This is a genomic window from Lujinxingia litoralis, from assembly GCF_003260125.1.
Taxonomy (GTDB): domain Bacteria; phylum Myxococcota_A; class Bradymonadia; order Bradymonadales; family Bradymonadaceae; genus Lujinxingia; species Lujinxingia litoralis.
Window position 1 is genome coordinate 348982 of sequence record NZ_QHKO01000003.1, and the last position, 23851, is coordinate 372832.

The window sequence follows — 23851 nt, forward strand, 5'->3', positions numbered from 1 at the left end:
TTCGGGACATGACCAGGGCGCGACCCGCGTTGGAGGCCGCGCCCTGGTGGGGCGAGCGGTGGCTTAGAGACCGAAGACCGCCGAGAAGCGCATCAGAAGATCGGGGTCGTTGGTTTTGATGACGCCGCTCATAAACTCGTCCATTGAGGGAACGTAGCTCTCCTGGACGATTTTGCGGAAGATCTCGGGGCTCGTTTTCACCACGCAGTCGGCTCGCCCGGAGGGTTTGGCGTTCTGGATGTTGCAGGTCTTGGGGTCGACGGTGATCGTCCACTTGTGAGAGTCGAAGTTCCCCAGGCTAAAGTAGAAGCTGACCGGGCTGTCGACCTGATTTTCGGCGAACTTATGGTTGAGTTCGTGGAAGATCGGCGAGAGGCGGTCGGCCTGGGCCTTGGCCTTCTCGGGGTTGCCGCCCCCGCGGGTGGCGAGTCCGAGTTCGGCCACCGCGTCGTGCGCGCGGAGGCTGATGGCATCGTAGCGCGCGGTGGGGGAGTCCTGGTCCAGGCCGGCACGAAGCTGCGAGGCCTTAAGAAGCGGGCCGATGGTGACTTTGAGCTTACGCGCGGTCGGCGAGGGCAGGGCCTGGCCCTTGGGCAGGGCGCGGTGGGTGCCTTCGATCCACAGGGGCAGGACGTCGACCTTGTGGGTATCGACCAGGTAGCCCAGTCCGCGGCGGAAGGGCTGGAGCTTGCCGTCGCGAGAGCGCGTGCCTTCGGGGAAGAGCAGGAGCATCTCGCCCTGCTGGAGCGCCTCGGAGGCCCGTCCCAGCGAGTTCTCCAGGGTGCCGGAGCGCTCGACCGGGAGCAGGTTGGTGAAGTTGCCGAAGTAGGTTTTGCGGGCCGTATTTTTGAAGAAGTAGTCCGCGGCGGCCAGCGCCCGGATGTCGGTGCCGAAGTCGCCCAGCGCGTACTTGACCAGCCCCATGTCCAGGTGGCTGGAGTGGTTGGCGACCACGATGACGTTGGGGTTGTGGTAGGGGATGTGAGCCCGGCCGAAGACGTCGACGTCGAAGAGCTTTCCGTAGGCGTTCATCTGGCCGTTGTAGAGCGCGCGCTTGACGGCGCGCTGGACGGCCGGGGGAACTTCGTAGGCTTCGACACGCTCCAGCGTCGACTTGGGCTGGACCACCAGTTCGGTGGAGTGGTGGCCGCCGTCGAGCATTTCCTGGAGCTCGCCGACGGTTTCGATGAGCGCGAGAGTCTCAGCGCTGACGTGGTGGTCGCGGGCTTCCAGGATGGAGGCCAGCTCCACGAACATCAGGCTGTCAAAGCCCAGGTCGTCGAGGAGGTGGGTGTTGTTGTGAATGCGCGCCGCCTCGTAGTCCGCCAGCCTGCTCAACACCTTGTCGAGCCAGGACCAGGTGGTGTCTTCGACCTCGCCGCGGTCGACGGCCTCGAGTTCGGCGGCCATCAGGCGTTCCAGAATCTTGACGACGTCTTTGCGCTTGATCTTGCGGGTGGCCGTGCGGGGGAACTCGTCGTTCCAGAAGCGCAACACCTGAATGCGGCTGTGGGAGGGGACGCGGGAGCCTTCGACGCGGATCCATTCGCGGATGGCCGATTGCATCGTGGCGATCTGGGCGGCGGTGGCGTTCTCGGGGAGGTCAGGGCGCACCAGGCAGGCCACGCGTTCGGAGCCTTTGCCGTCGGGCAGGCCGACGATGGAGATCTCCAGGGCGTCGGGGCAGTGGGCGTAGAGGTCTTCGAGTTCGTCGGGGTAGCAGTTTTTGCCGCCGGCGGTGACGATGACTTCCTTTTCGCGGCCGACGATCATGAGGTTGCCGCGCTCATCGAATTTGCCCAGGTCGCCGGTGTGGAGCCAGCCGTCTTGCAGCGCCTGGGTGGTCTCTTCCGCTCGCCCCAGGTAGCCGCGCATGACGTTGGGGCCACGGGCGATGACCTCGCCGACGCCCTGATTGTCGGGGGCTTTGATGTCGATTTCGATGCCGTCGAGGGCGCGTCCGACGGTGCCCGGGGCCAGGCCGCGCTCGGGGCTGTTGACGGTGAGCACCGGGGCGGCCTCGGTCAGGCCGTAGCCCTCGTAGAGGCTGAAGCCCAGACCGTAGAAGGTCTCCAGGATGTTGACGGGCAGGGCGGCGGCGCCGCTGATCATGTAGCGCAGTCTCCCACCGAAGGCGGCGTGCACCGGTGCGAAGAAGGTGGTGCCCAGGTTGATGCCGAAGCGCTCACGCAGGGTGGTGTTGGCCTTGAGCAGCGATTCCAGCGTGACGCGGATCGCCGGCGGGGCGTCGTTGAGGCGCTGGTCGATCCGGCGGTGCAGGAGTTGCCAGAGGGCCGGCACGCCGATCAGGGCGGTGATGCGGGAGGAGGTCAGCGCAGTGGTGAGTTCGTCGGCGTTGACTTCCTCCAGGTAGGTGATCGAGGCGCCGCGGGAGAGGGGCATAAGGAAGCCGCAGGCAAACTCAAAGGTGTGATGGAGCGGGAGGACGCTTAAGAAGCCGTCGCGCTCGGTGATCTGGAAGGTTTTCTGCAGGCTGTTGAGCAGGTGGGCGAAGTTCTGATGCGTGAGCATCACGCCCTTGGGAGCGCCGGTGGTTCCGGAGGTGAAGATGAGGCTGGCCAGGGGCTGGCCGTCGTCTTCGGCGCGCATCAGCTCGGCCAGGAGGGGATCGTTGTCGTCGGCGGGCAGCAGTTCGACGCTCTCGGCGGTGCTGGCCACCTCGGCGAGGTGGCCCGGGTCGGGGAGCCCCAGGCTGTAGATCTGGGCAAAGGTCAGCGTGCGCGCGGGGATGGCCTCTTTGAGGAGGGCCTCTCGGAGCTCGGCGCCCAGGCGCTCATCGACGGCCTGGCTGAGCACGATGGCGCGGGCGCGGGCGGAGCGGGCGACGTTGATGAGCTGCTCGGTGGTGCTGTCGCAGTCGACGGGAACGGCGATGCCGCCGGTCTTGAGGATGCCGAAGTAGGTCATGCCCCACTGCGGACGGTTCTCGGAGACGAGCAGGCAGGTGTGGCCGGGGCCCACGCCGACGCCACTGAGGACGGCACAGGCGCGCTCGGCACGCTCTTTGAGCTCGCCGTAGGTGTAGCGCTCGACGATCGAGCCGGACTGGTGCTGCAGGGCCAGGCGGCGCGCGAAGTTGGAGGTCGAGGCGTCGAAGAGCTCCACCAGGTCATCGTAGGTGTAGACCTCGCGATTGCGCTCGGAGAGCTTGGCTTCCAGGGCCGGGTAGCTGTGGCGAGCCAGCCCCGGGATGTGGGTCTGAATCCAGTACTCGCGCCAGTCCAGGTCGGCAATGCGGCAGCCGTAGGTCGGGCGTTCGGCCGGCCCCAGCAGGCGGTCGAGTTTGACGACATTTTGGGACTTAAAGGTCAGGCGGTTGTCGTAGATGAAGGGTAAGAAGAGCTCAAAAATCTTCTCGGTGGTGGTGGCCATCGATTCGACGCTTTTGAGCGTCTTCTGGACGCCTTCAATGGCTTTGCCCATGCCCCCGAGCTGGCGGGTGGGGAGCCGTCCCAGGAGTCGGCGCATGCCGCCGGCGGCCCGTTTGAGCCCCGGGGCCGACTGGCGGTCGAACTCCCGCTTCTCCACGACGACGGAGTCCATGGACTTGAGCACGAGCTTTTTCCAGCCCGGGGTCTTGACCTCGCGGTCGATGACCCGGCGGTTGCCCAGGGTGGAGAGCTCGACCAGGCGCGCCACCGAGATCGGGTTTAAGTCGGAGGAGCCCAGGTGGTAGACGTCGTCGTGAAGGTCGTTGAGCAGCGCCGCGGCGATCGCGAGCATCGCGCCGGCGACGTGATCCACCGGGATGACGTCGAGGTTGACGCCCTCGCGGGTGGGCACGAAGCGGTGCCCCTTGTACATCATAAAGCAGATGGGGGCGGTGGTGTTGATGCCTTCGTTCCAGCCCTGCTGGGGGAAGTTGACGGCGCTCTCGATGATGGCCGGGCGAGCGATGGTGACCTTGACGCCGCGCGCGGCGGCGTCGGCCAGGATGCGTTCGCCCAGGCTCTTGGTGTAGGTGTAGATGTTGGGCCAGCCCCAGAACGCGGCGCGCTTGCGGCCTTCCTGGGAGAGGGTCTTGTTGACCCAGTTGCGTCGGGCGCGTTCGCAGGCTGTGTCCATCGCGCCGGCGTCGCCCGGGTTGAGGTTATGCTTTTTGAGGAAGTCGCGGGCTTCCTGAACAAAGCGAACCTGATGCTCCTGATCCCGGGAGATGGCTTCGAAGTGTTCGATGAGCTTGAGGCAATCGTCGATCTCGCGCTCGTGCTCGTAGTCCAGGCCCAGCTCGTCGACCCGGGGGTAGACGCGGGGGCCGGGGAAGACCTCGGGGCTGGGTTTCTGGGAGTTGCCGGCCACGAAGCAGGTGGAGACGTGCATCAGGCGGGCGTGGTTGTCGCCCAGGGCCAGAAAGTCCAGGGTGAGGCGCTGGGAGAGGGTGTTGATCTCCAGCGCGTTGCGCAGGTTGGGGTTGAAGTTGGTCAGACCGGCGGAGTTGATGAAGACGTCCAGGCGGCTGGAGAGTTCGCGGGCGTGCTCGAGTTCCAGCCCCAGGTTCTCGCGGCAGATATCGCCGTCGATGACGGTGACTTTCTCGCGCAAAAAGTCCAGGTAGCCCTGATCGCCGTAGACCTGGCGTAGCGGATCGAGGGCGCCGGAGGGGACGACTTCGTCGTAGAAGCGCTCGGTGGCATTGTGGTCGCGGCGGCTGCGCACGAGCACGTAGAGCTGCTCAATGTCGGGGTGGTTGCGCAGGAGCATGACCATGACGACCTTGCCCAGGAACCCGGTGGTTCCGGTGAGCAAGATCTCTTTGCCGCGCAGCGATTCACCGACCTTGAGGGTGCCCTCCAGGGTGGGGGCCGGCGCGGTTGCGGGCAGCGCCAGAGCGTGGGCGCCCGCGGTGCCATTGATGTGGCCATTGCCGGGCGCGGTGGCGCCGGCGTGGGAAGTGTCATGGGAGTGCGTCATGGCAAAAACCTGGGTCGACAAAGACAGCGGTGCTTCATCTAAAGCCGCGCAGAGCGCGCCGGCCCCCCGGCGAAGGGGGGCAGGGGCTCTGATTAACGGACGTCGGCAATCACAAAGGGCGGGTGGTGCATGACGGTGAGGTCGTGGTCGGGGCCGTGGTGTTCGGCGGCCATTTCCAGGGCCTCGTCCATGGTTTTGGCGCTGAGCCAGCCCATGCGCGCCGGGACGTGGTCGTTTTCGGCGCCGACCACAATGACGCGGCCCACGTGATGCTGTCCGTTTTCGGCCCAGTACCACATGTAGAAGGGGTGCACGCCGTGGTAGGCGTTGCCGCGCCGGAACATCTCAATGTAGTTGGGGTTCTCGGCGAACTCTTTTTCCCAGCGCTTGCCCAGGGTCTTGGAGCAGCGGGTCTCGGGCAGGCAGCGGTTGAAGAACTCGATGTAGCTGGGGTGGTGATCCGGGTCGAACTGGTCGTAGCAGGGGTGGGTGATGATGAGCGTGCCGCCCTTCTTCACGATGGGTTTGCCCCGGTACATGTTGAAGAAGTAGCCCAGCGCCATCACGCGAACCAAAAGCGGGTTCATGATGGAGTTGACGTTGTAGGGGCTCTCAAAGGGGATGCCCCAGACCACCACGTCGGACTGGCCTTCGACGGGCACGGCGTGCTGCTGCCAGCACTTCTCCAGGGTCTTTTCGTGGACGGCTTCGGTGGCGCCGGCGAACACGCCGACGAGGCCGTAGTCGGCGGGCACCTTGTGGAAGAAGTTGCGCTTGGCCGCGCGCGGGAGCTTTTTGAGCGTCCACTGCATCGACTTAAACTTGAGCTCATCGGCCGCGGACCAGTCGTCTTCGGGGTCGGCCAGAAACTGAAGCTGGTCGTCGTACATCTTGTTGTTGAGCGCGGTCTCGATGTGGAAGACGTTGAGCTTCTCGTTGATCATCCGCCCCATGCGCTCGTTGGAGTTGTAGAGCGCGCTGTTCTTGGGGTCCATGTAGGAGTCAGACTTCAGGATGGTCTGCGGGTTGTGGTGGTACTGAATCGACTGGTAGCCCGACAAACCGGTGCCAATCGATTTAAAGCCCCCGTTCATCGGGACGTAGTTGACGTTGACGTAGATCAACAGGTCGCTCTCGGCGGCGCGGCGCACGATCTGGACCTTTTCGCCATGGTCGGTTTCACCGAGGAAGACCATGTTGTCTTCGTCCTCGGCGTCCATGTTGTAGAGGCGCTCGGGGTAGTACTCGTTGAAGATCTCGGGGCCGACCATGCGCTTGATTTCGCTCCCGGTCATGCGGCGATGCAGGGCCAGGGCGACGACCATCTCGACGTCTTCCACGCCGTGGTCGGCGAGCATCTGCAGGACGATCTCGAGGACCTTCTGGCGGATGTCGGGGGTCTTCATCGGGGGCAGGGGCACCGAGATATCGTCGATGGCGATGGTGACCTTCATCCCCGGTTTGAGCTGCGCGTAGAGGGGCTTGACGTCGCCCTCGGGGTGATTGAGTGCGTAGCGGATGGCCGCGCCCTGGTTGTCGATGGGCTTCATCGGCTTGTTGGCGTAGACCACCCGGGTGCCGGCGGGGAACTTATGGGTCAAAAAGTCTTCGCCGTAGTGCAGGTAGATGGGGCGGGAGTCTTCGGTGAGGTAGCGAACCGGGTTGTAAGACGTGGTGCTATCGGACATGCCAGGACCTTCCGCAATAAAGATGTATGAGGAGCGCTGCCTGTCAGGGGATGACGCGGCGGGCGTTTTTAATCGAGATCAGTCGAGGTTGAGCACCGGCCAGTCGTACGCGCGGGCGGTGGTGCGCATCTTGAAATCGGGGTTGATGGCGCAGGGGTTGCCCACCACCGAGAGGAGCGGGATGTCGGAGCCGCTGTCGGCGTAGGCAAAGGAGCGGTCAAGGTCGTAGCCGTGCTCCTCGGCGTAGCGGCGTACCCAGAGGGCCTTGTTGGCGCCGGCGATCATGGGCTTGAGCAGCCGGCCGGTCGCCTTGCCCTCTTTGATCTCCAGGCGGTTGGCCACGAAGTCTTTGCAGCCCAGAAAGTCGGCCAGTGGTTTGGTGATCACGTCGAGGGCGCCGGTGACCAGGATCTGGTCATGGCCCTGGCGCTTGCTGCGATCCACCAGGCTGAACGCGCCCTTGAAGATGTTGGGCTTGATGACCTTCTCAAAGATCTCTTCGCCGATGAGGACCAGGCGGTCTTCGGTGAAGCCGGCGTAGTTCTTGTAGAAGGCCTCGTTGAATACGCGGCGGTCGAATTTATCGGCGATCCAGTAGAGGGGCAGGCTGGCGAGGAGGCCGGCGGTTTTGCCGATCTTATCGCCCATCGCCGGGCTGTTGATCGCGTAGTAGGCATAGGCGTGCACTACGTTGGTGCGGATAAGCGTACCGTCGACATCGTAGAACGCGGCGGTACGGCGCGTGTCGCTGAGGGTTTCCATCTGCAGCCACCTGGCTTCGGGTCCAAAGTGCTCACGGAGACCGGTCGCCGAGGGATAGTAGGGCGCATTACCGGTTGTCGGGACGTGGGCTTTAGGGTGCGCTCAGAGGGTTGTCAAGACGGGGGTTGGTCTGACTGGTGAGTCATGACGCGACCCCCGGGATATGACGCGCTGCGGCGAAGATGGGGCGTGTTGGCGCCCGGGTCTTACAGGCCGGCAATCGGGGCTTCGGCGCTCAGCAGGGCCTGGTAGATGGTCGGGGCATCGGGGGCGTGGAGGAGGGTGTCGACGAGCTCGGCGTTGGCCAGCATCTGCACCTGGCGCGCGAGCCAGGGGAGGTGAAGCTCTTCGTAGCGAAGGCCCAGCACGAAGAAGAGGTGGGTGGGCTGGCCATCGAGGGCATCGAAGTCGACTCCGGCCCGGGAGCGTCCCACCACCATGAAGGGGCGCGTGATCTGCTCGGGGTGGCGTCGCAGGGTGTGCGGGAAGGCCAGGCCCTGCCCGATGGCGCTGGGCATGACGTTTTCGCGTTTGATTAGCGCGCCGACAAACCAGGTGTCATCGCGCACCAGGCCCAGCCCGGCGGCAAAGGCGGCGAGCTCGCTGATCACGCCGGTTTTGGTGGTGGCGACCAGGTCGGCCAGCACGTGGGAGGGTTCAAAACAGCTCTGAAGCTCCAGCATTTTTCGGGGCGCCGGGTGGGGGGCGGGTTCGACCACGCGCGGGGTCAGCCCGAGCATCTGATCGTCGAGCCAGGTGTCGATCATGGCCTTTCGGAAGCGCCACTGGTTGCCGACTTTGACGCCGGGGAGCGCGCCCTCCTGGACGAGATTAAGCACGGTACGCTCGCTGACGCTGAGGTAGGCGGCGAGCTGCTTGACGGTCATCAGGCGGTCTTCCATGGGGGCTCCAGGGGTGAGTTGGGTGATTGACGGGGTGCGTTGTTTTACGTAGGGGTGCGTTAAATTGCAAAGGGTGACGTTGGTTGCGTCTCTTTTGCGTTGTTCGGGCGTCGTGGAGCGACGCCTGCACCCTGGACGACGAGAGTTCAAGATGGGACGTACGCGCTATACATCACTGAAAGAGGGGCGGAGAACGTCGGAACTGCCCGCGGCGGCCCTGCGCGCCGTGTGGCGCGAGGGGTACGGAGCAGGCGATCTCCGGGCCGATGTGATGGCCGGGCTGGTGGTCGGGGTGGTGGCGCTTCCCCTGGCGATGGCGCTGGCCATCGGCGTGGGCGTGGCACCGCAGTACGGGCTTTATACCTCGATTGTCGCGGGATTTGTGATCGCGGCGCTGGGAGGTTCGCGCACCCAGGTCAGTGGACCGACGGCGGCGTTTATCGTGATTTTGGCGCCGATTTACACGAGCTTTGGTCTGGCCGGGTTGCTGATTTCGGGGCTTCTCGGCGGGCTGATCCTGATTGCGATGGGGCTTTTTCGGCTGGGGGGGCTCACGCGCTTTATCCCGCACCCGGTGACCACGGGGTTTACCGCGGGGATTGCCACGGTGATCGCCACCTTGCAGCTCAAGGATATGCTGGGGCTGGAGTTGGGGCGGGAGCCGGAGCACTTTTTTGAACGGGTGATGGTGATGTGGGAAGCGCGCGCCAGCGTGATTCCCGGGGAGCTGGCGATCGGGCTGCTGACGCTGGCGATGTTGGTGATGTTGCCCCGGGTGACCAAACGCGTGCCGGCCCCGCTGGTGGCGCTGCCGGTGGCGGCGCTGGTCGCCGCCGGGGCCTCCCTGATCTGGGAGGGGTTTGAGGTGGCGACCATTGCCAGCCGCTTTCAGACCACGGTGGGCGACCAGGTGTACGCCGGGATTCCGCCCTTGCCCCCTTTGCCGATGCTTCCCTGGGAGGCGGCCGGACCCGGGGGGGAGCCCTTTGAGCTGAGTTTTTCGACGGTGCGGGCGCTGCTGGGTGGGGCGCTGGCCATCGCGATGCTCGGGGCCATTGAGTCGTTGCTCTCGGCGGTGGTGGCCGATGGCATGGCGCGCACGCGCCATGATCCCGACTCCGAACTCATCGCCCAGGGGGTGGGCAATGTGGTGGCGCCCTTCTTTGGCGGGATTCCCGCCACCGGGGCCATCGCCCGCACCGCCACCAACATCAAGGCCGGGGCGCGCTCGCCGGTGGCCTCAATGGTGCACGCCTTGAGCATCGTGGTGGCGGTGGTGGTGGGGGCGCCGCTCCTGGGGTTTTTGCCGATGGCGTCGCTGGCCGCGCTCCTCTTGCTGGTGGCCTGGAACATGTCGGAGGCCCGCCACTTTGTGCATATCGTGCGGGTGGCGCCGGCCAGTGACGTGGCGGTGCTGCTGACCTGTTTCGGGCTGACGGTGGCCGTGGACATGGTCATCGGGGTCTCGGTGGGGGTGGTGCTGGCCGCCCTGATCTTTATGCGGCGCATGGCCGAGGTCACCGAAGGGGCCCCGGCGCCCACGGGGCCGGCGGGCACCGTCGAAGAGGTGCCCGCGGGGGTGGTGGTGTACGCCATCCGCGGCCCGCTCTTTTTTGGGGCGGCCCAGAAAGCGATGGCCGCGCTGGAGATCGTGAGCCGGGAGACCGAGGCGGTGGTCCTGGAGTTGGATGGGGTGCAGGCGATGGACGCCACCGGGCTGGTGGCGCTGGAGAGCGCGCTGGAGACGCTGCAGGACCACGAGGTGCACGCGGTGGTCGCCGGTGCCCGTGGGCAGACGCTGGCGCTTTTGAAGCGGGCGGGCGTGGCCGAGCGCGAGGGCGTGCACCTCTGTGAGAACACCGCGGTGGCGTTGGCGTGGCTGCGGGAGCACTCGCCGCGGGCCGCAGGCTGAGCTCGCGGGCCACACGCTGCCCTCGGGAGGGGGGAGGGCATAAAAAACGCGCCCGGGCATCGTGCCCGGGCGCGTTTTTTATGCGTTGTGACAGGCCGAGCCGGGCTCGGTCCGCCACCTGGCCCCGGGCCGGGTTACTCCTCGGAGGAGCGATCCGGGCTGGTGTAGGTCAGCGTCGGGGAGTGGATCGCGCTGCCGGGAAGCGCGTTTTGCTGCCCGGCGCCCACCTGGCGCGGCGCCGCCGAGCCCGCCGCGCGGCTGAGTCGGCTGACGTCGATGCCGGGATCGGCGATGATCTGCGGCTCAAAGTCGGCCGAGGCCGCCACCCGGAGCCACTCGGCGTACTCGTCCAGGCGCTGCGTCATCTGGAAGCCCCAGCGGTCGCGCACCTGGCGGCAGTGGTTCAAGTCGATCTCGCTCACCAGCAGCCCGTCGCGCACCCGGGAGAGCCCCGGGGTGCGGCTGCCGTCGGGGGCGGTCACGTAGCTGGAGCCGTAGAAGTGTCCGAAGTCGTGGTGAGCCGCGCGGCCGTCGCCGGAGGTGAACTCGTTGGGGAAGTGCTCGGTGCCCAGGCGGTTGATCGCCACGGTGAAGTAGTTGTTGGCGATCGCGGCGTTGCGGGCCTCAATCGGCCACAGCGGCTCGGAGAGACCGCCGACGGTGGCCGAGGGGTTAAACACGATCTCGGCCCCGTTGAGCCCGAACATCAACCAGTTCAGCGGGTGGTGACGCCCGTAGCAGATGTTGATGCCGATCTTGCCAAACTCGGTGGCGAAGACCGGATGCCCGGTGTTGCCCTCGATGTAGTAGGAGGACTCGTTAAAATCGCCGACCCGCGGGATGTGATTTTTGCGGTGGCTGCCGATGATGTTGCCGCGGTTGCCGATGACCACCGTGGTGTTGTGGAGGGTGTCGCCGTGGCGCTCATCGCGCTCCAGAATCGAGGAGAGGATGACCATGTTGTAGCGCCGCGCCAGCTCGGAGAGGAACGCGGTGGTGGGGCCGTCGATGGGCTCGGCGAACTCCGTCCAGGGTTGCTTCTCGCGGGTGCAGAAGACAAAGGGCATGTTCCAGGCCTCCTGCGTGCAGAGCACGTTGGTGCCCATGGCGCCGGCGGCGTGGATGATCGTCTCGACCCGATCGCGAATCGCCCGGTACTGCTGCTCGATCGGCGCGTCAGTGGGTTCGACGATTTGCGTCTGGATCGCGCCGACCCGCACCCGGCGCGGGGCGCGGCGCTCCTCGGGGGCACACTCAAAGCGGTAGCCGGCCACGTCGAAGTCGTGCTCGGTGGCCAGGCGCCGGGCCTCCGGGGGCACCTCCAGCGCCTGGGGCAGTCGGCCGTAGAGGATGCGGAAGGCCTCGGCCTGATCCTCGGCCGGGAGTTTGCGAAGGATGCCTTCCAGACTGTCGATTTCGGGATGGTCACTCATACAATCACCTCAGTTCAGGGGAACGCGGGTGGATAGAAGGCGCCCGATACGGTCGGGGCGCATGCTCAGGACTGATGTGCGGCGCGTGGGCACAAAAAGCCGACTCAACAGGCGCGCGGCCCGGCTACCCTAGCGCATGGCGCGCCGGATGCTAAGGGCCCGCTGGCATTTGAGAAGTTCGGATCGCCGGCGGGGCTGTGATGCCCCTCTTGGGCCGGGCATACAGGGCGGCAGAAACGGGGCTGCGAGGGGCAAAAAAAAGGCCGCCGCCCTACAGGGCGACGGCCTTAACAGCGAGCAGAGGCGCGGGATGCGCGCCGGGGTCAGAGCTTCATCGCGCTCTCGGCTTCGCTCAGGGTAAAGCGGGCCATCGCCAGGTTGGCGCGGCTGCGATCGACGGCCAGGTAAAGAAAGATCTCCGGGTGGCTCTTGAGCGGGCGGATCAGGTGGTACTGCTCGGTGAGCGTGATGAGGATATCCTCGATTCCGCCGTTGAGCTTTAGCGCCTTCATGGCCCGATTCTTGGCTTTGACCACCTCGGTATTGGCGGCGACGGCGACCTCGACGTTGAACTTGTCGGAGCCTCCGCGAGAGCCCATGACCATACCGCTGGCGCTGTTGCCGATGGCTCCAGCGATGAATCCGTCGACGCTGGCGAGTTGTTCGAGAGCGTTGTTGACCGGGTTTGACATCGTTACTTCCTCTGGGTCAGGGGCGACCGGAGGGTCGCCGGGGGTGGTGAGGGCCGCTGACCATCCCCGAACCGGGGTCTGGTGTAGGGGCCGGGGTGCGCTCTGGCGAGCGCGTCGGTGCGGCTTCGGACGAAGGCGCACAGCGGGGAGTGTGGTGTGGCGAGGGTCATCCTGTTCAGGAGTTGGGGGGATGACCCCGGTCTCCCCGAGGGGGCGTCCGTGCTCCGTTTCGACAGGAGAGGTGACATCCTGGATGCCGGGATCGGCGTTGTCTGGTGATGAACTCATGGCACCCGGTCCTCCCGGACTTCATAAAACACAGGACAAGGGAGCTTCCCGAATTCATGTCTCCTATGAATAGGGCGTCTCCCCAGATTGCGCAGGATGTACTCCAGAGATGCCTCTCCTGATGGGAGCGGGAGTTGCCTCAATGGAGTATGAGTGGTTGTAGCGATCTGGCGAGCGTAGCTCAAGAGGCCGTATGGGGTTTTGTCGTTGTGAGGACTTCCGGGGCACCCCCGAAATCCCTTGTCGTTGGGAGGGCGAGGGCCCGCAAGGTCGCATGAAAATTCGCGGATCGCCAAAGTTGACGGGGGTCACATCCCCTCGCCGCATGCCTCGCCGAACTTTACCTTCGGAAGGGGCTTAGAAGACGGGGGGATGTGCATTTATTGAATTCTGTGAATTCTACCGAGGAAGGGGCGCTTTAGATGAGATCGCCCGGCGACAAAAGGGCGCACTATCCTGCAAATTCGCCTCGGTGGAAGCCTCAGAGTTTGAGGATGCTCTCAGCTTCGCCCAGGGCGAAGCGCGCCATGCCCAGGTTGGCCTGGCTGCGATCGACGGCCAGGTAGAGGAAGATTTCCGGGCGCTCGGTGAGCGGGCGGATCAGGTGGTACTGGTTGGAGAGGGTGATGAGGATGTCTTCCACGCCCCCCTTCAACTCCAGGGAGGCCATCGCGCGCTGCTTGGCCTTGACCACCTCGGTGTTGGCGGCCACGGCCAGCTCCACGTTGAAGTCGTCGGAGCCGCCCAGCGAGCCCATGACCATGCCGCTGGTGCTGTTGCCGACGGCTCCGGCGATGAAGCCAGCGGTGGTTGCGAGTTGTTCGAGGGCTGTGGTGAGGGTGCTGCTCATGATGGCTTCCTTGGATGGGGTTTGAACGGGTTTTGAATCGTTTAAGGGGGCCGGAATGGCCGCGATGGCGTCAATCGGGGTCAGAGCCCGGGACCATCCCGATGTAGGGGTGTTCAGGCGCTGGCGCCGAAAGCGGGTGGCGAGCGGCTGAACAGGGCTTTTGGGCGCCGACGCCGGCTCGCTGGCCTCGGCGTCGCTGGTGACGCCGGGGATGCCGTCGAGGGTGGAGGAGGGCTGCGGAGGAGCCGGGATTGTCAATGTTTCCAGAGTGATGTCAGCCCGTGCAGGGGCCACTTTGCGTCGGGGAGGCAGAGGCGGTGGAGAGGGGCTGTCAGGGGGGCGCTTCATGGCGAGGTCCTGGTCAGATCGGGCGATCGGAGGGATGCCGGCGGGGAGAGGCGGCAGGAGGGGGGAGGGCCGCGGGTCGTGATAGGGGGCGTGGAGCGCTGCGGCGACCCTGTGTAGCGATTTGTTGGTTTATGTACAAGGGTTGAGTTATCTGCCGGAACTTAAAGGGAAACTCGGACGTCGAGTCGAGGTCTCGGGCGCCAGGTCGTCGGCCCGGGCTGAGAAGAGATGTAACCACCTGTTCAGAACACGTCCAGTTGTTTTGAACACCTTTTGAATGGTTTTCGCCCGGGCAGTATTCCGGAAGCCGGTCTGCGCGGCGCCCTCCCGCGGTGCCGCGATGGGGCGCGGGAGCCATCGGCGCCCCGACGGGGCAAAAAAAAGCCCCCCGGGGCGCGACCCCGGGAGGAGGTCGCACCCCGGGGGGCGCGCGCAGTCGGGCAGCCTCGGCTGCGCCCCCTCAGGGGAGCGTCACGCTCATCGGGGTGGCCGTCGAGGTGGTGGTGCCGATGCCGAGCTGCCCACCGGCGTTGGCTCCCCAGCAACGGAGAATCTGATCCGAGGTGATCGAGCAGGTGTGGTAGCCCCCGGTGTCAAAGACGAGGGTCCCGGCGCTATGGCCGGGAACGTCCCGGGGCCTGAAGGTTCGGGGTTCGGTGTCGGCGGTCTGTCCTTCCGAGTTACTGCCCCAGCATCTCAGCCCCCCGGTGTCCATGCGGGCGCAGGTATGGTTCTCTCCGGCCCGCACCTCCTCCACGCCAGCCAGAAGGGTGACTTCGGTGGGCGGATCAATGGTCGCGGAGCCCGAGCGGTTACCCAGCTGTCCGGAGCCGTTGTGGCCCCAGCAGATGACCTGGCCGCTGCCGTCCATCGAGCAGGTATGCAGTCCCCCGGCTGCCAGGCCAGCGGACTCCACGTTGCGCGAGAGCTCCGTCAGGGTGTGGCGCGTGGTCTGAGTGCCATCGCCGAGCTGGCCGACGGAGTTGTTACCCACGCACAGGGTCTTCGTCGTTGCCGTGTCGTCGATCACCACACAGGTGTGGGCGGTGCCGGCGGCGATGTTCACCACGTCCCCGCTCGGGACGTTGAGCATCGGGGTGGGGGTGGCCCGGTGGGCGGTGGTGCCATCGCCCAGCTGGCCCTCGGCGTTGCGGCCCCAGCAATGAGGAGTCCCCCCGGCGGTGATCGCGCAGGTATGGTCACCCCGCGCCCCGATCGCCAGGGAGAGCACCGGCTCGCTCAGACCGGTGACCGGGGTGGGGACCAGGCGGTCCACAGTCGTTCCGTCGCCGAGCTGGCCCTCAGCGTTGCCTCCCCAGCAGTACACCTGACCGGCGTCGCTGAGCCCGCAGGTATGACTGCTCCCGGCGTAGAGCGCGTTCAGGACGATGCTCTCCAGTCCCTGGACCGCCACCGGTACCAGGCGGCGCTCGGTCGTGCCGTCGCCCAGCCGACCGTCGGGGTTGCTTCCCCAGCAATACGCTCGTCCCTCGGCGTTCAGCGCGCAGGTATGGCCCGAACCCAGGGCCAGGCGTCGAGCATCGCGGCACCCGTCGGCGGCGGGCTGGCTGCTCGCCAGGCACACGTAGTTGCAGGTGCCTTCGATGCACGCCGTGAGCTCGGCGTCGCTTCCATAGGCGGCGCAGCTTCCACACTGGAGCGTCTGGCCGCAGCCGTCATCGACCGGACCGCATTGCGCCGCCAGATCGGCACAGCTCAGCGGGATGCACGTTTCAGCGGCATCGGGGATGTCTGTGTCCCCAGTACCCGCATCGTCGGCATCGGGGATGTCAGTATCGCCCGTATCGTCTGGAGCGCCCGTATCGTCCGGAGCGCCCGTATCGTCTGGAGCGCCCGTATCGTCAGCGTCGGAGATGTCCCCGGCGCCGGCGTCGATCGTGGCATGGCCCGCAGTGTCGGAGCAGGCCGTCAGCAGGGCCAGGCTGGCGAGCAGCACGATGAGGTGGCGAGCCCTGCGGGATAGGGAGGGGGGCAAGTGCATGGCGTGTCCTTGTCTGGCGAGAACGGAGTCAGGAGCGGCATCCCTTCGGTGCGGGCGAAAACAATGCCCCCCTGAGACGCCCATCAGGTAAGCAAGCGGCGGCAGGGGGGAACCCGAGGTGGCCCGTCATGCCTATGCATCGACGGGCCGGCCAGCATGCGACGCTCAGGGGAGCGTCACCTCCACCGGGGTGGCCGTCGCGGTGGTGCTGCCGTTGCCGAGCTGGCCCGAGCCGTTGCTTCCCCAGCAGCGCACGATCTGATCCGACTGGATCGAGCAGGTGTGGTTGGCGCCCGTATCAAAGAAGAGGGTCCCAAAGGTATGGCCCGCGACGTCCCGGGGCGTATCGGTGTTGGGCTGGGCGTCGGTGGTCTGTCCGGAGGTGTTTTTGCCCCAGCATGTCAGGCCGCCGTTATCCATCTGCGCGCAGGTGTGGGCCTCTCCGGCCCGTACCCGCACCGCGCCAGCGGGGATGGTCCGCTCGGTGGGCGGATTGAAATACACGTCGCCCGAGACGTTGCCGAGCTGACGCGTATCGTTGCGGCCCCAGCAGATGACACGGCCGTCGTAGGCGTTGAGCGAGCAGGTGTGGTGGCCCCCGGCCCCCAGATCAAAGGAGCGCACGTTGCGCGAGGTCTCCGTCAGGGAGTGGCGCGTGGTCTGGGTGCCATCGCCCAGCTGGCCGATGGCGTTGTCGCCCACACAGAAGGTCTTCGTCATCCAGGTGTCGCTGTGCCCCAGGCAGGTGTGGGCGGTGCCGGCGGCGATAGCGACCACGCCTTCGCTCGGAGCGTTGAGCAGGGTGGTGGGCGTGGCCCGGTGGGCGGTGGTGCCGTCGCCCAGCTGGCCCTTATCGTTGCGGCCCCAGCAGCGGGGGGCGCCCCCGGCGGTGATCGCGCAGGTATGGTCTCCCCGCGCCCCGATCGCCAGGGAGAGCACCGGCTCGCTCAGATCGGTGAGCGCGGTGGGAACCAGGCGGTCCACGGCCGTACCGTCGCCGAGCTGGCCGTACGCGTTACCTCCCCAGCAGTACACCTGACCGGCGTCGCTGAGCCCGCAGGTATGGCTCTCCCCGGCGTAGATCGCGCTCAGGACGATGCCCTCCAGCCCCTGGACCGCCACCGGTACCAGGCTGCGCTCGGTGGTGCCGTCGCCCAGCTGACCCTGAGCGTTCGCCCCCCAACAGTAGGCTTGCCCCTGGGCGTCCAGCGCACAGCTGTGGGTGCTTCCGGCGGCCACGCGCAGGTGATCACGACACCCCTCGGCGCTCGCCAGGCTGCCCGGGCGGCAGGCGTATTCACAGGTGCCCTCGATGCATCCGGTGAGCCCGGCGTTGGTCTGGTACGAGGCGCAGCTTCCACACTGGAGAGGCTCTCCGCAGCCGTTGTCGACCGGACCGCATTGGGCCCCCAGATCGGCACAGGTCAGCGGGATGCACGTTTCATCGGCATCGTCGGGCTCGGAGATATCTGTGTCGTCGGGCTCGGAGATATCTGTGTCGTCGGGCTCGGAGATGTCTGTGTCGTCGGCGTCGGAGATGCCCGTATCGTCGGCGTCGGAGATGTCCGTATCGCCGGCGTCGATATCCTCCAGCGGCTGCACGCAGACGCCTTGCTCGCTACAGATGTAGGGCACGTCGCAGGTGTCGTTGGGGTAGCAGGCCTCGGCGAGTCCGCCGGCCGCACGGGTGGGATCGCTGTCGGTGTCGGAGCAGGCCGTCAGCAGGGCCAGGCTGGCGAGCAGCACCAGGGCGTGGCGAGCCTGACGAGAGAGGGCGAAGGGCAAATGCATGGCGTGTCCTTGTCTGGCGAGAATGGAGCCATGAGAGGCATTCATTCAGGGGGCGTCGCGGTGCCCCCCCTGACGCGTCCACCCGGAAAGCGGTGGCAGGGGGGAGAACCGGGGTTGTAGAGATAGGTATAGAAGAGCGTTAACCGATAGGTCAGTCAAGAGGTGGACGCACAGGAGAAGGCACCGGGGGGGCGCGCTATGGAATTCGGCGGCCGACCCGAGGTCAGGCTTCGACAGCGTGGCGCCCCCGTGTAAGCTCCCCCACCGCGCCCGGCGGCCCACGCGAAATCCGAGCGAGGCCTTTGTGCGGCTGCCCAATCCCTTTCCCTACCGACCGAGTCCCCCTATGACATCCGAGTTAAGACACCTGGCCCTGGCCCATCAGGGGCTGACCTCGCCAGGGACTTTTGGCACTGGCGAGTCGGGAGCGCTGCGCGCCATGGAACATCTGGGCTACGTGCAAATCGATACGCTCGCTGTGGTCGAGAGGGCCCATCACCACGTGCTCTGGAGCCGGGTGCCGGGCTACGAGCAGGACCACCTGAACCAGCTGGTGAGCAAAGGGCAGATCTTTGACTACTGGTTTCATGCCGCGTCCTACCTGCCGATGCGCGACTACCGCTTTGCGCTTCGCCGCATGACGACGATTCGTCAGGGGGAGAATCGCTACTACAAAAACCTCGATACCCCGCTGATGCGCGAGATTCTGGCGCGGGTGCGCGCCGAGGGCCCCACCCGCGCGCGGGATTTCGAGCGCCGGGCCGCGAGCTCCGGCAAGGCCTGGGGCGGCCGCCCGGTGCGCGCCGCGCTGGATACGCTCTTTATGATGGGCGAGCTGATGATCTGCCGCCGCGATGGCATGGAAAAGGTGTACGAGCTGAGCGAGCGCATGCTGCCCGAGGGCCTCGACCTGAGCGTACCCACCTTGCCCGACGTCGCCGCCTACCTCTTCAAAACCACTCGCCGCGCCCATGGCGTGTTCACCTGGAAGCAGCTCCTGCACCTGCAAAAGGGCAAGGCGATGCGCGAGGCCATGCGCGCGATTCTCGACGCACATCTCGACGCGGGGGAGGTGGAGGAGGTTGTCCTCAACGATGGGTCGAGCGTTTACGTCGACCTCAAGGCGCAGGAGCGCGCGCGTTCGCTGGAGTCCGCGTTTAAACCCGAGCCGGCGCTCCAGATCCTCTCGCCATTCGACAACGCGGTGATTCACCGCGACCGTCTGAGCTCGCTCTTCGGGTTCGACTACCGGCTGGAGAGTTATGTCACGGCGTCCAAACGGCAGTTTGGTTACTTCTGCCTGCCCGTTCTCTTCGGCGACGCCTTTGTGGCGCGCATCGACGCGAAGGCGCATCGGGCCGAGGGGCGGCTGGAGGTGTTGAGTGTGCACCTGGAAGATGTCGCCTTTGAGAGGGAGCGCTTCTTCGTTGCGTTAAACGATGAGCTTCGGCGATTCGCGACGTTCAACGGGTGTTCAACGCTCGATGTCCGGGTGGTGGAAGAGGCCCGTCGAGGGTGATGCCCGCAACGGGGGGGCCTTGATCTCTACCAGCCGAGGGGCCAGAGTCAGACCCATGCGAAGCATGGCTTTGAGCTCACCCTAACGAGGGGGATTTAATGAATGTTTGGACGCAGCGCATGGTGATGGTCGGACTGTTCGCCCTGAGCCTTCAGCTTGGCTCCTGTTCTTTTGGCGACGCTCCCCTGGAGGACGATCTCTGCACGAACACCTGCCCCTATGCGGGCGACGGGCAGTGCGATGATGGCGGTGAGGGGGCGTTGTATGGCATCTGCGCCCTGGGAACCGACTGCCGCGACTGTGGCACCCGGTATTCGGAGGGGGAGCCGGACCCGGGTCCTTTCCCGACGCCGAATCCCCTTCCAGAGCCCGAACCCGAGCCCTGGCAGCCGCCCCAGCTTGAGCCCGGGGAGCTCTGCACCAACACCTGTCGCTACGCCGGCGATGGCCAATGCGATGACGGTGGCCCGGCCTCGCAGTTCAGCCTGTGTGAGTTGGGCTCCGACTGCGAGGACTGCGGGATTCGGGTCGAGGGTGGCGCCCCGGAGTGTGAGCCCCGCTGCCCGGAGGGGTTTTGTGGCGCCGACGGCTGCGGGCAGACGTGCCCGGCGTGCGACGAACCGGCGTTTGGCGAGGACGAGGCGCGCCTGCGCCTTATCGTCGGCGATCACCGGGGGCGAAGCTCGACGCGCAAGGTCTGTCTTTATCGCGCGGGCGACTCGCAGCCCTTTAAGGTGCTGACCCGCGCGGCGGTGACCGAAAGCCGCATCGCGATGGTGTATGCCGAGTACGTCGCCGTGCCAGCGATCGAGGATCTACAGGTGGTGCACCTGGCCTGGGCGGACGTCGACGACGAGAGCGTCGAGGGTTGCGACGCGTCGCAGGCCCGGCCCCTGGGGGACGAGGGGCTGGTGGCTGGCGAGTATCACACACTGGTCATCGCGGCGTATGAGCAGGACGCAAGCGGGAGCTGCGCCACCCATGCGGAGGTGGAAGGGTGCGGGTTCTATCCGGCCAGCAATGAGACGTCGGGGAGCGCCGCGGCGTGTCCGGCGCCGGCGGCGATGCTGGTGCGCGACGGGCAGCGCGTCGACGGCAGCTATCAGGCCGGCTGGCGCGTGGTGAACGTCACCGCCAACGCCCAGATCATCGCCGCGAGTGGCGAGGACAACCTCTGGAACCGGCACGCCAGTCTTCTCAGCGCTCAGGGCGCGGCCGAGGCGCAGTTCTACAACACGCTGGCGTTCACGAGCACGATGCGGGTGTGCCCGTCCTATATTCTCTGTGAGCCCGGCGTAGATGAGGAGCACCAGAGAGCGGCCGTAGCCGCCTGCACCCGTGGCGAGGCCTCCTGGCTGCTGGCCGAGCTCAACCACGCCCGACTCAGCGCCCCCGACCAGGCCACCACGGTGTATGTGTTTGGCAACGCCGGGCACCTCAACGCGACGGGCGATGGCATCATCGGGCAGGAGATCAGCCTGGTGGTGGCCCATGATGTGAGTGATGGAGAGCTGCCCTGAGCTAAGGGGGGAGGGGGCTAGAGGGGCCGGATGCCACCTCGCACCACAAAAAAACGCCGCGCCCCGGGACAAGGGGGCGCGGCGTTTTTTTTACGCGCGTAACACCGCGGATGGCTCAGGCCTCAGGGGTAGAGGACATCGGCGGCGGCGTTGTCGATGAAGCTGTTCACCGCTTCCACGTCCCCGTTCACCGTGGAGCCTTCTCCCAGCGCGATCCCCGCGCCGGTGGAGTAGGCAAAGGTGCTGTCGAGCACGACCATGGTGCTGGTGCCCTCGCTGCCGCCGATGGTCAGGTTGGCCTTGGGGTTGCCGTCGTAGCCCGAGAAGCCGGCGTACTCGATCGTGGTGTACTCCAGGCGGCTCTCGTTGGAGGTGACGCCGTCGAGGTAGACCCCCTTCCAGACGACATCGCCCAGGCGGCTCATCACGACGTTGTCCGCGTCGGTGCCCAGCGAGACCAGCACGCCGCCGCTTTCGCCGTCGACGGTCATCCCGATGAACTCATCAAAGAGGATCCGGACGCCGGGCTCCAGATCGAGGCGGTTCTTCACGGTGACGGTGTCGGTCACGGCGATGGGCGCGTCGTTGGAGAGCTTTTTCCAGGTCGCGCTGGTGCGGATCTCCCCGCCGTAGGTCTCCACGCCGGCCTCAAAGGTGCTGCCGGCAAAGGTTGAGAGGCGATCGATCTTGCCCACCTCCTGGGCCGGCAGGCGCATGGCAAAGTCGAAGTTGTTCTCAAAGGTGTTTTGCGAGAACCCCGTCAGGGAGCTCTCCGGGGTGAGCTCGATGCCGTAACGCGCGGACTCCCGAATGGTGCTGTTGGAGATGAAGACCGAGGAGCCGCCGTCCAGCGCCAGGTTGGCCGCGCGCAGCCCTTCGCGGAAGGCGTCGTCGCCGGCGTACTCAATCGTCGTCCAGCGCAGGTTGTTCTGCGAGGAGGTGGAGTTCACAAAGTGAACGCCGTGCCAGGAGCCCTTGGCCTTGTCTTGACCCGTAAAGATGACCGGCGCCTCCTGACTGCCGCGGCTATCCAGCGCGCCGCCCTGCTCGCCATCAATGGTCAGGCGAGTGGTGCGCGCAAAGCGGATGGTGACCCCGGGCTCCACGCGCAGCGTGGCGCGCACGGCCACCGACTCCACCACCACGTAATCCGGCAGGGTGGGGTCGGGCACGATGTCGCTCAACACCATGTCTTCGCTGATGATCGCCGGCAGCACCTCCGGCTCGGTGTTGGTGGGAGGTGGTTCGTCGCCGCCGCAGGCGACCAGGGCCAGGGAAAGCGAGAGCGCGAGCGCGCCGTGGGTCCGGGGGTGTACTTTCATCATGATTTACTCCTTAAAGTGAGCGCCGAGGCGGTGGGGATCCGCTGGCGAGTCCCGATATCGCGCATCTTACATGGCAGTGAAAGGGCTGGCGACTCGGGCCAGCCACGCTGAAGTCTGGCGTCGAACCTACCACGGGGATCTCTAGCAGGGCACCGACGCCGCTTCCAACATTTGGTGTTCGGGCGACGTGGGCCGCGCTTAAGGTGGCGAGCTCCAAACCACGAGCTCCGCGGTGGTGCCGAAGCAATGCGCTGTGCCAAACTGTCGCGCTCTACGCGATTCAAGACGATGCCAGGTCGGTGTGACCTGAAAAGCGGCAGCCAACTCGCTGCCCATGAACGAAAAAACGCCGGTTTCGGCGGCCTGTAGAAGACAGGATTGAGGGGGGTCAGTGGTGTTACGCTCCGTGCTGGCCGCTGTCATGGTTTGGTGTTGGGGATGCTCTCTTTTCCTGCAAATATGTGTCATCGCCTGGATAAAACATGGTGTGATGGCCGCGATAGCGTCTGCATGTCTCGACATCGGCGCGGACTTCCTTCCCGGCGTTGTAGGTTTAATTAGGTTTTGTGAGGGTTGTGTCGGGTTTTAATGTGGATTTTTTCCAGGGGGTAAGGTGCTGAAATCGTTGCGTATGTCTTATGTGTTGAGCTTTTGTTCGGGGTTCTTCGTGGCCGTGGTGCTCACGATAGCTCTCTTTTTTATGTGGGGAGTCAGGGGGGGGCAGGATGCCGGCGCTGAGCATGAAACGTTGGCCCATCACAACGACCTGCCCAGATGTGAGCCAGGCGAAGCATTAACGCAGGCGCTCCCGGACGACGAGCAGCTTCTCGCCTGTCAGGCGAGTCTGGAGAGCGTGCGGGCGTCGCATGAAGAGGCATTGGAGACCTTTCAGGAGCATGAAGATCTGACGGATTACTTAACCGGCTTGCTCAATGAGATGTCTCCCGATCGTCCCGTGGCGTTTCCCGAAGAGCTTGATGAGGCCTACCAGCCCGAACAATTTGAGGCGTCGGTGGAGGCTCTTAAAGGGGCATGTCCCGAGGTGTTTGGTGAAGAGGCCCGGGCGGATTGCTCCGAGTATCCATGTATGATCGAGTTTCCTTACCAGTCAGCGCGTGATGAACGTGTGCAAGAGGTAAGTGTAAAAGAGTTATGTCCTGCCCTGAGTACGTTTTTTCCGGGGCGCATGTCTCAGGAGTTTGTTACCGAGGTCGGCGATGAAACCTGGGTGCAATACATGCCGCACGGAACCGGCATTGGTCTTCAAGAAAGGCTGGCAGGCCAGGAGATGAGGCTTATGCAACGCGCGAGGATGCGGTGGGAAGAGAAAGAAAGAAGTCTTGCCGTTGAGAAGTACGAAGATACCTGTGTGCGGGCGCAGGACGTGGACGCTTGTAGACATTTGGCCTATGCGTTCGGCAGTGGACACCCAGAGCGAGATATTTATACCCAGATTGGATGCGATGCGGGGGATGCGCGGGCGTGTTACGCCTATGCGAATGATCGTTGTGAGAAATCTGGGCGCTGTGATGCGGAGGCCGAGCACTTCGCGCGGCGCTCCGTCACGATGGCGCCGGAATCGGGGTATATGCACGAGAATCTTGGGATTGTGCTCTGTACACGCGGTGCGCTTCGTGAGGCGCGACGCAGCTTTGAGCAGGCGTGTGCGCTGGGATGGGAGCGGGCGTGCGGGCGAGCGTGTGGGTGAGACGCCAATCGTTGGGTGGGGGCGAAGCAATGTGCTGTGCCAAACTGTCGCGCTCTACGCGATTCAAGACGATGCCAGGTCGCCTCCAGCCTCGGAGCGGCAGCCAACTCCCAATCCATGATTGAAAAAAATGCCGGTTTCGGGGCGGGTAGTGCGGTGGGGGGGCGAGGGCAGGTCGG

Annotated in this window: 14 protein-coding genes; 4 read left to right on the top strand and 10 right to left on the bottom strand. The window is 65.4% G+C overall.

The genetic code is table 11. The features are described from left to right. Nucleotides 1–63: 63 nt before the first annotated feature. The 4 genes from DL240_RS08755 to DL240_RS08770 form a co-directional block, all read right to left on the bottom strand. A complete protein-coding gene (locus DL240_RS08755; protein WP_111729502.1) occupies nt 64–4932 on the bottom strand; it encodes an AMP-binding protein in 4869 nt (1622 codons plus the stop codon). 92 nt (nt 4933–5024) lie between these two features. After that, nucleotides 5025–6620 (bottom strand): NPN-dependent hydroxyacid isomerase, LarAH14/15/16 family, encoded by a 1596-nt coding sequence (gene larAH, locus DL240_RS08760; RefSeq protein WP_111729503.1) that lies wholly within the window; start codon nt 6618–6620, stop codon nt 5025–5027. Nucleotides 6621–6698: 78 nt separating this feature from the next. Next, a complete protein-coding gene (locus DL240_RS08765) occupies nt 6699–7382 on the bottom strand; it encodes an HAD family hydrolase (protein WP_111729504.1) in 684 nt (227 codons plus the stop codon). 206 nt (nt 7383–7588) lie between these two features. Beyond that, nucleotides 7589–8284 carry a PTS sugar transporter subunit IIA gene (locus DL240_RS08770; RefSeq protein ID WP_111729505.1) on the bottom strand — a complete coding sequence of 232 codons (696 nt, stop codon included), beginning with the start codon at nt 8282–8284 and terminating at the stop codon, nt 7589–7591. A 151-nt stretch (nt 8285–8435) separates the two neighbouring features. On the opposite strand from DL240_RS08770, the gene dauA reads away from it, so the two are divergent. After that, nucleotides 8436–10196 (top strand): C4-dicarboxylic acid transporter DauA, encoded by a 1761-nt coding sequence (gene dauA, locus DL240_RS08775; protein ID WP_111729506.1) that lies wholly within the window; start codon nt 8436–8438, stop codon nt 10194–10196. Between the two features lie 134 nt (nt 10197–10330). On the opposite strand, the gene DL240_RS08780 is transcribed toward dauA, so the two are convergent. From DL240_RS08780 to DL240_RS08800, 5 genes are all read right to left on the bottom strand, one after another. Continuing rightward, nucleotides 10331–11629, bottom strand: coding sequence for a nitrilase-related carbon-nitrogen hydrolase (locus DL240_RS08780; protein ID WP_111729507.1), 1299 nt, complete (start codon nt 11627–11629; stop codon nt 10331–10333). Between the two features lie 323 nt (nt 11630–11952). After that, nucleotides 11953–12321 carry a hypothetical protein gene (locus tag DL240_RS08785; RefSeq protein ID WP_111729508.1) on the bottom strand — a complete coding sequence of 123 codons (369 nt, stop codon included), beginning with the start codon at nt 12319–12321 and terminating at the stop codon, nt 11953–11955. Between the two features lie 769 nt (nt 12322–13090). After that, on the bottom strand, nt 13091–13807 hold the full coding sequence (locus DL240_RS20225) for a roadblock/LC7 domain-containing protein (RefSeq protein ID WP_199589776.1): 717 nt from the start codon (nt 13805–13807) through the stop codon (nt 13091–13093). Nucleotides 13808–14267: 460 nt separating this feature from the next. Next, the gene (locus tag DL240_RS08795) at nt 14268–15809 is read right to left on the bottom strand and encodes an RCC1 domain-containing protein (protein ID WP_158542450.1); all 1542 of its coding nucleotides are present in this window, start codon (nt 15807–15809) and stop codon (nt 14268–14270) included. Nucleotides 15810–15974: 165 nt separating this feature from the next. Continuing rightward, nucleotides 15975–17600 carry an RCC1 domain-containing protein gene (locus tag DL240_RS08800; RefSeq protein ID WP_111729510.1) on the bottom strand — a complete coding sequence of 542 codons (1626 nt, stop codon included), beginning with the start codon at nt 17598–17600 and terminating at the stop codon, nt 15975–15977. A gap of 346 nt (nt 17601–17946) precedes the next feature. Between DL240_RS08800 and DL240_RS08805 the strand changes: the two genes are divergently transcribed. Further along, the gene (locus DL240_RS08805) at nt 17947–19119 is read left to right on the top strand and encodes a winged helix-turn-helix domain-containing protein (RefSeq protein ID WP_111729511.1); all 1173 of its coding nucleotides are present in this window, start codon (nt 17947–17949) and stop codon (nt 19117–19119) included. 98 nt (nt 19120–19217) lie between these two features. Further along, nucleotides 19218–20639: a hypothetical protein gene (locus DL240_RS19950; RefSeq protein WP_158542451.1), complete on the top strand. Its 1422-nt coding sequence runs from the start codon at nt 19218–19220 to the stop codon at nt 20637–20639. 122 nt (nt 20640–20761) lie between these two features. On the opposite strand, the gene DL240_RS08820 is transcribed toward DL240_RS19950, so the two are convergent. After that, nucleotides 20762–21964 carry a right-handed parallel beta-helix repeat-containing protein gene (locus DL240_RS08820; RefSeq protein ID WP_111729513.1) on the bottom strand — a complete coding sequence of 401 codons (1203 nt, stop codon included), beginning with the start codon at nt 21962–21964 and terminating at the stop codon, nt 20762–20764. Nucleotides 21965–22577: 613 nt separating this feature from the next. On the opposite strand from DL240_RS08820, the gene DL240_RS08825 reads away from it, so the two are divergent. Further along, entirely contained in the window at nt 22578–23672 is a 1095-nt protein-coding gene (locus tag DL240_RS08825) for a tetratricopeptide repeat protein (protein WP_146618196.1), read from the top strand. The last annotated feature ends 179 nt before the right edge of the window (nt 23673–23851 follow it).

Coding starts and splice junctions, on each gene's coding strand:
- DL240_RS08755 (WP_111729502.1), bottom strand. CDS start 4,932: ATGACGCACTCCCATGACACTTCCCACGCCGGCGCCACCGCGCCCGGC.
- larAH (WP_111729503.1), bottom strand. CDS start 6,620: ATGTCCGATAGCACCACGTCTTACAACCCGGTTCGCTACCTCACCGAA.
- DL240_RS08765 (WP_111729504.1), bottom strand. CDS start 7,382: ATGGAAACCCTCAGCGACACGCGCCGTACCGCCGCGTTCTACGATGTC.
- DL240_RS08770 (WP_111729505.1), bottom strand. CDS start 8,284: ATGGAAGACCGCCTGATGACCGTCAAGCAGCTCGCCGCCTACCTCAGC.
- dauA (WP_111729506.1), top strand. CDS start 8,436: ATGGGACGTACGCGCTATACATCACTGAAAGAGGGGCGGAGAACGTCG.
- DL240_RS08780 (WP_111729507.1), bottom strand. CDS start 11,629: ATGAGTGACCATCCCGAAATCGACAGTCTGGAAGGCATCCTTCGCAAA.
- DL240_RS08785 (WP_111729508.1), bottom strand. CDS start 12,321: ATGTCAAACCCGGTCAACAACGCTCTCGAACAACTCGCCAGCGTCGAC.
- DL240_RS20225 (WP_199589776.1), bottom strand. CDS start 13,807: ATGAAGCGCCCCCCTGACAGCCCCTCTCCACCGCCTCTGCCTCCCCGA.
- DL240_RS08795 (WP_158542450.1), bottom strand. CDS start 15,809: ATGCACTTGCCCCCCTCCCTATCCCGCAGGGCTCGCCACCTCATCGTG.
- DL240_RS08800 (WP_111729510.1), bottom strand. CDS start 17,600: ATGCATTTGCCCTTCGCCCTCTCTCGTCAGGCTCGCCACGCCCTGGTG.
- DL240_RS08805 (WP_111729511.1), top strand. CDS start 17,947: ATGACATCCGAGTTAAGACACCTGGCCCTGGCCCATCAGGGGCTGACC.
- DL240_RS19950 (WP_158542451.1), top strand. CDS start 19,218: ATGAATGTTTGGACGCAGCGCATGGTGATGGTCGGACTGTTCGCCCTG.
- DL240_RS08820 (WP_111729513.1), bottom strand. CDS start 21,964: ATGATGAAAGTACACCCCCGGACCCACGGCGCGCTCGCGCTCTCGCTT.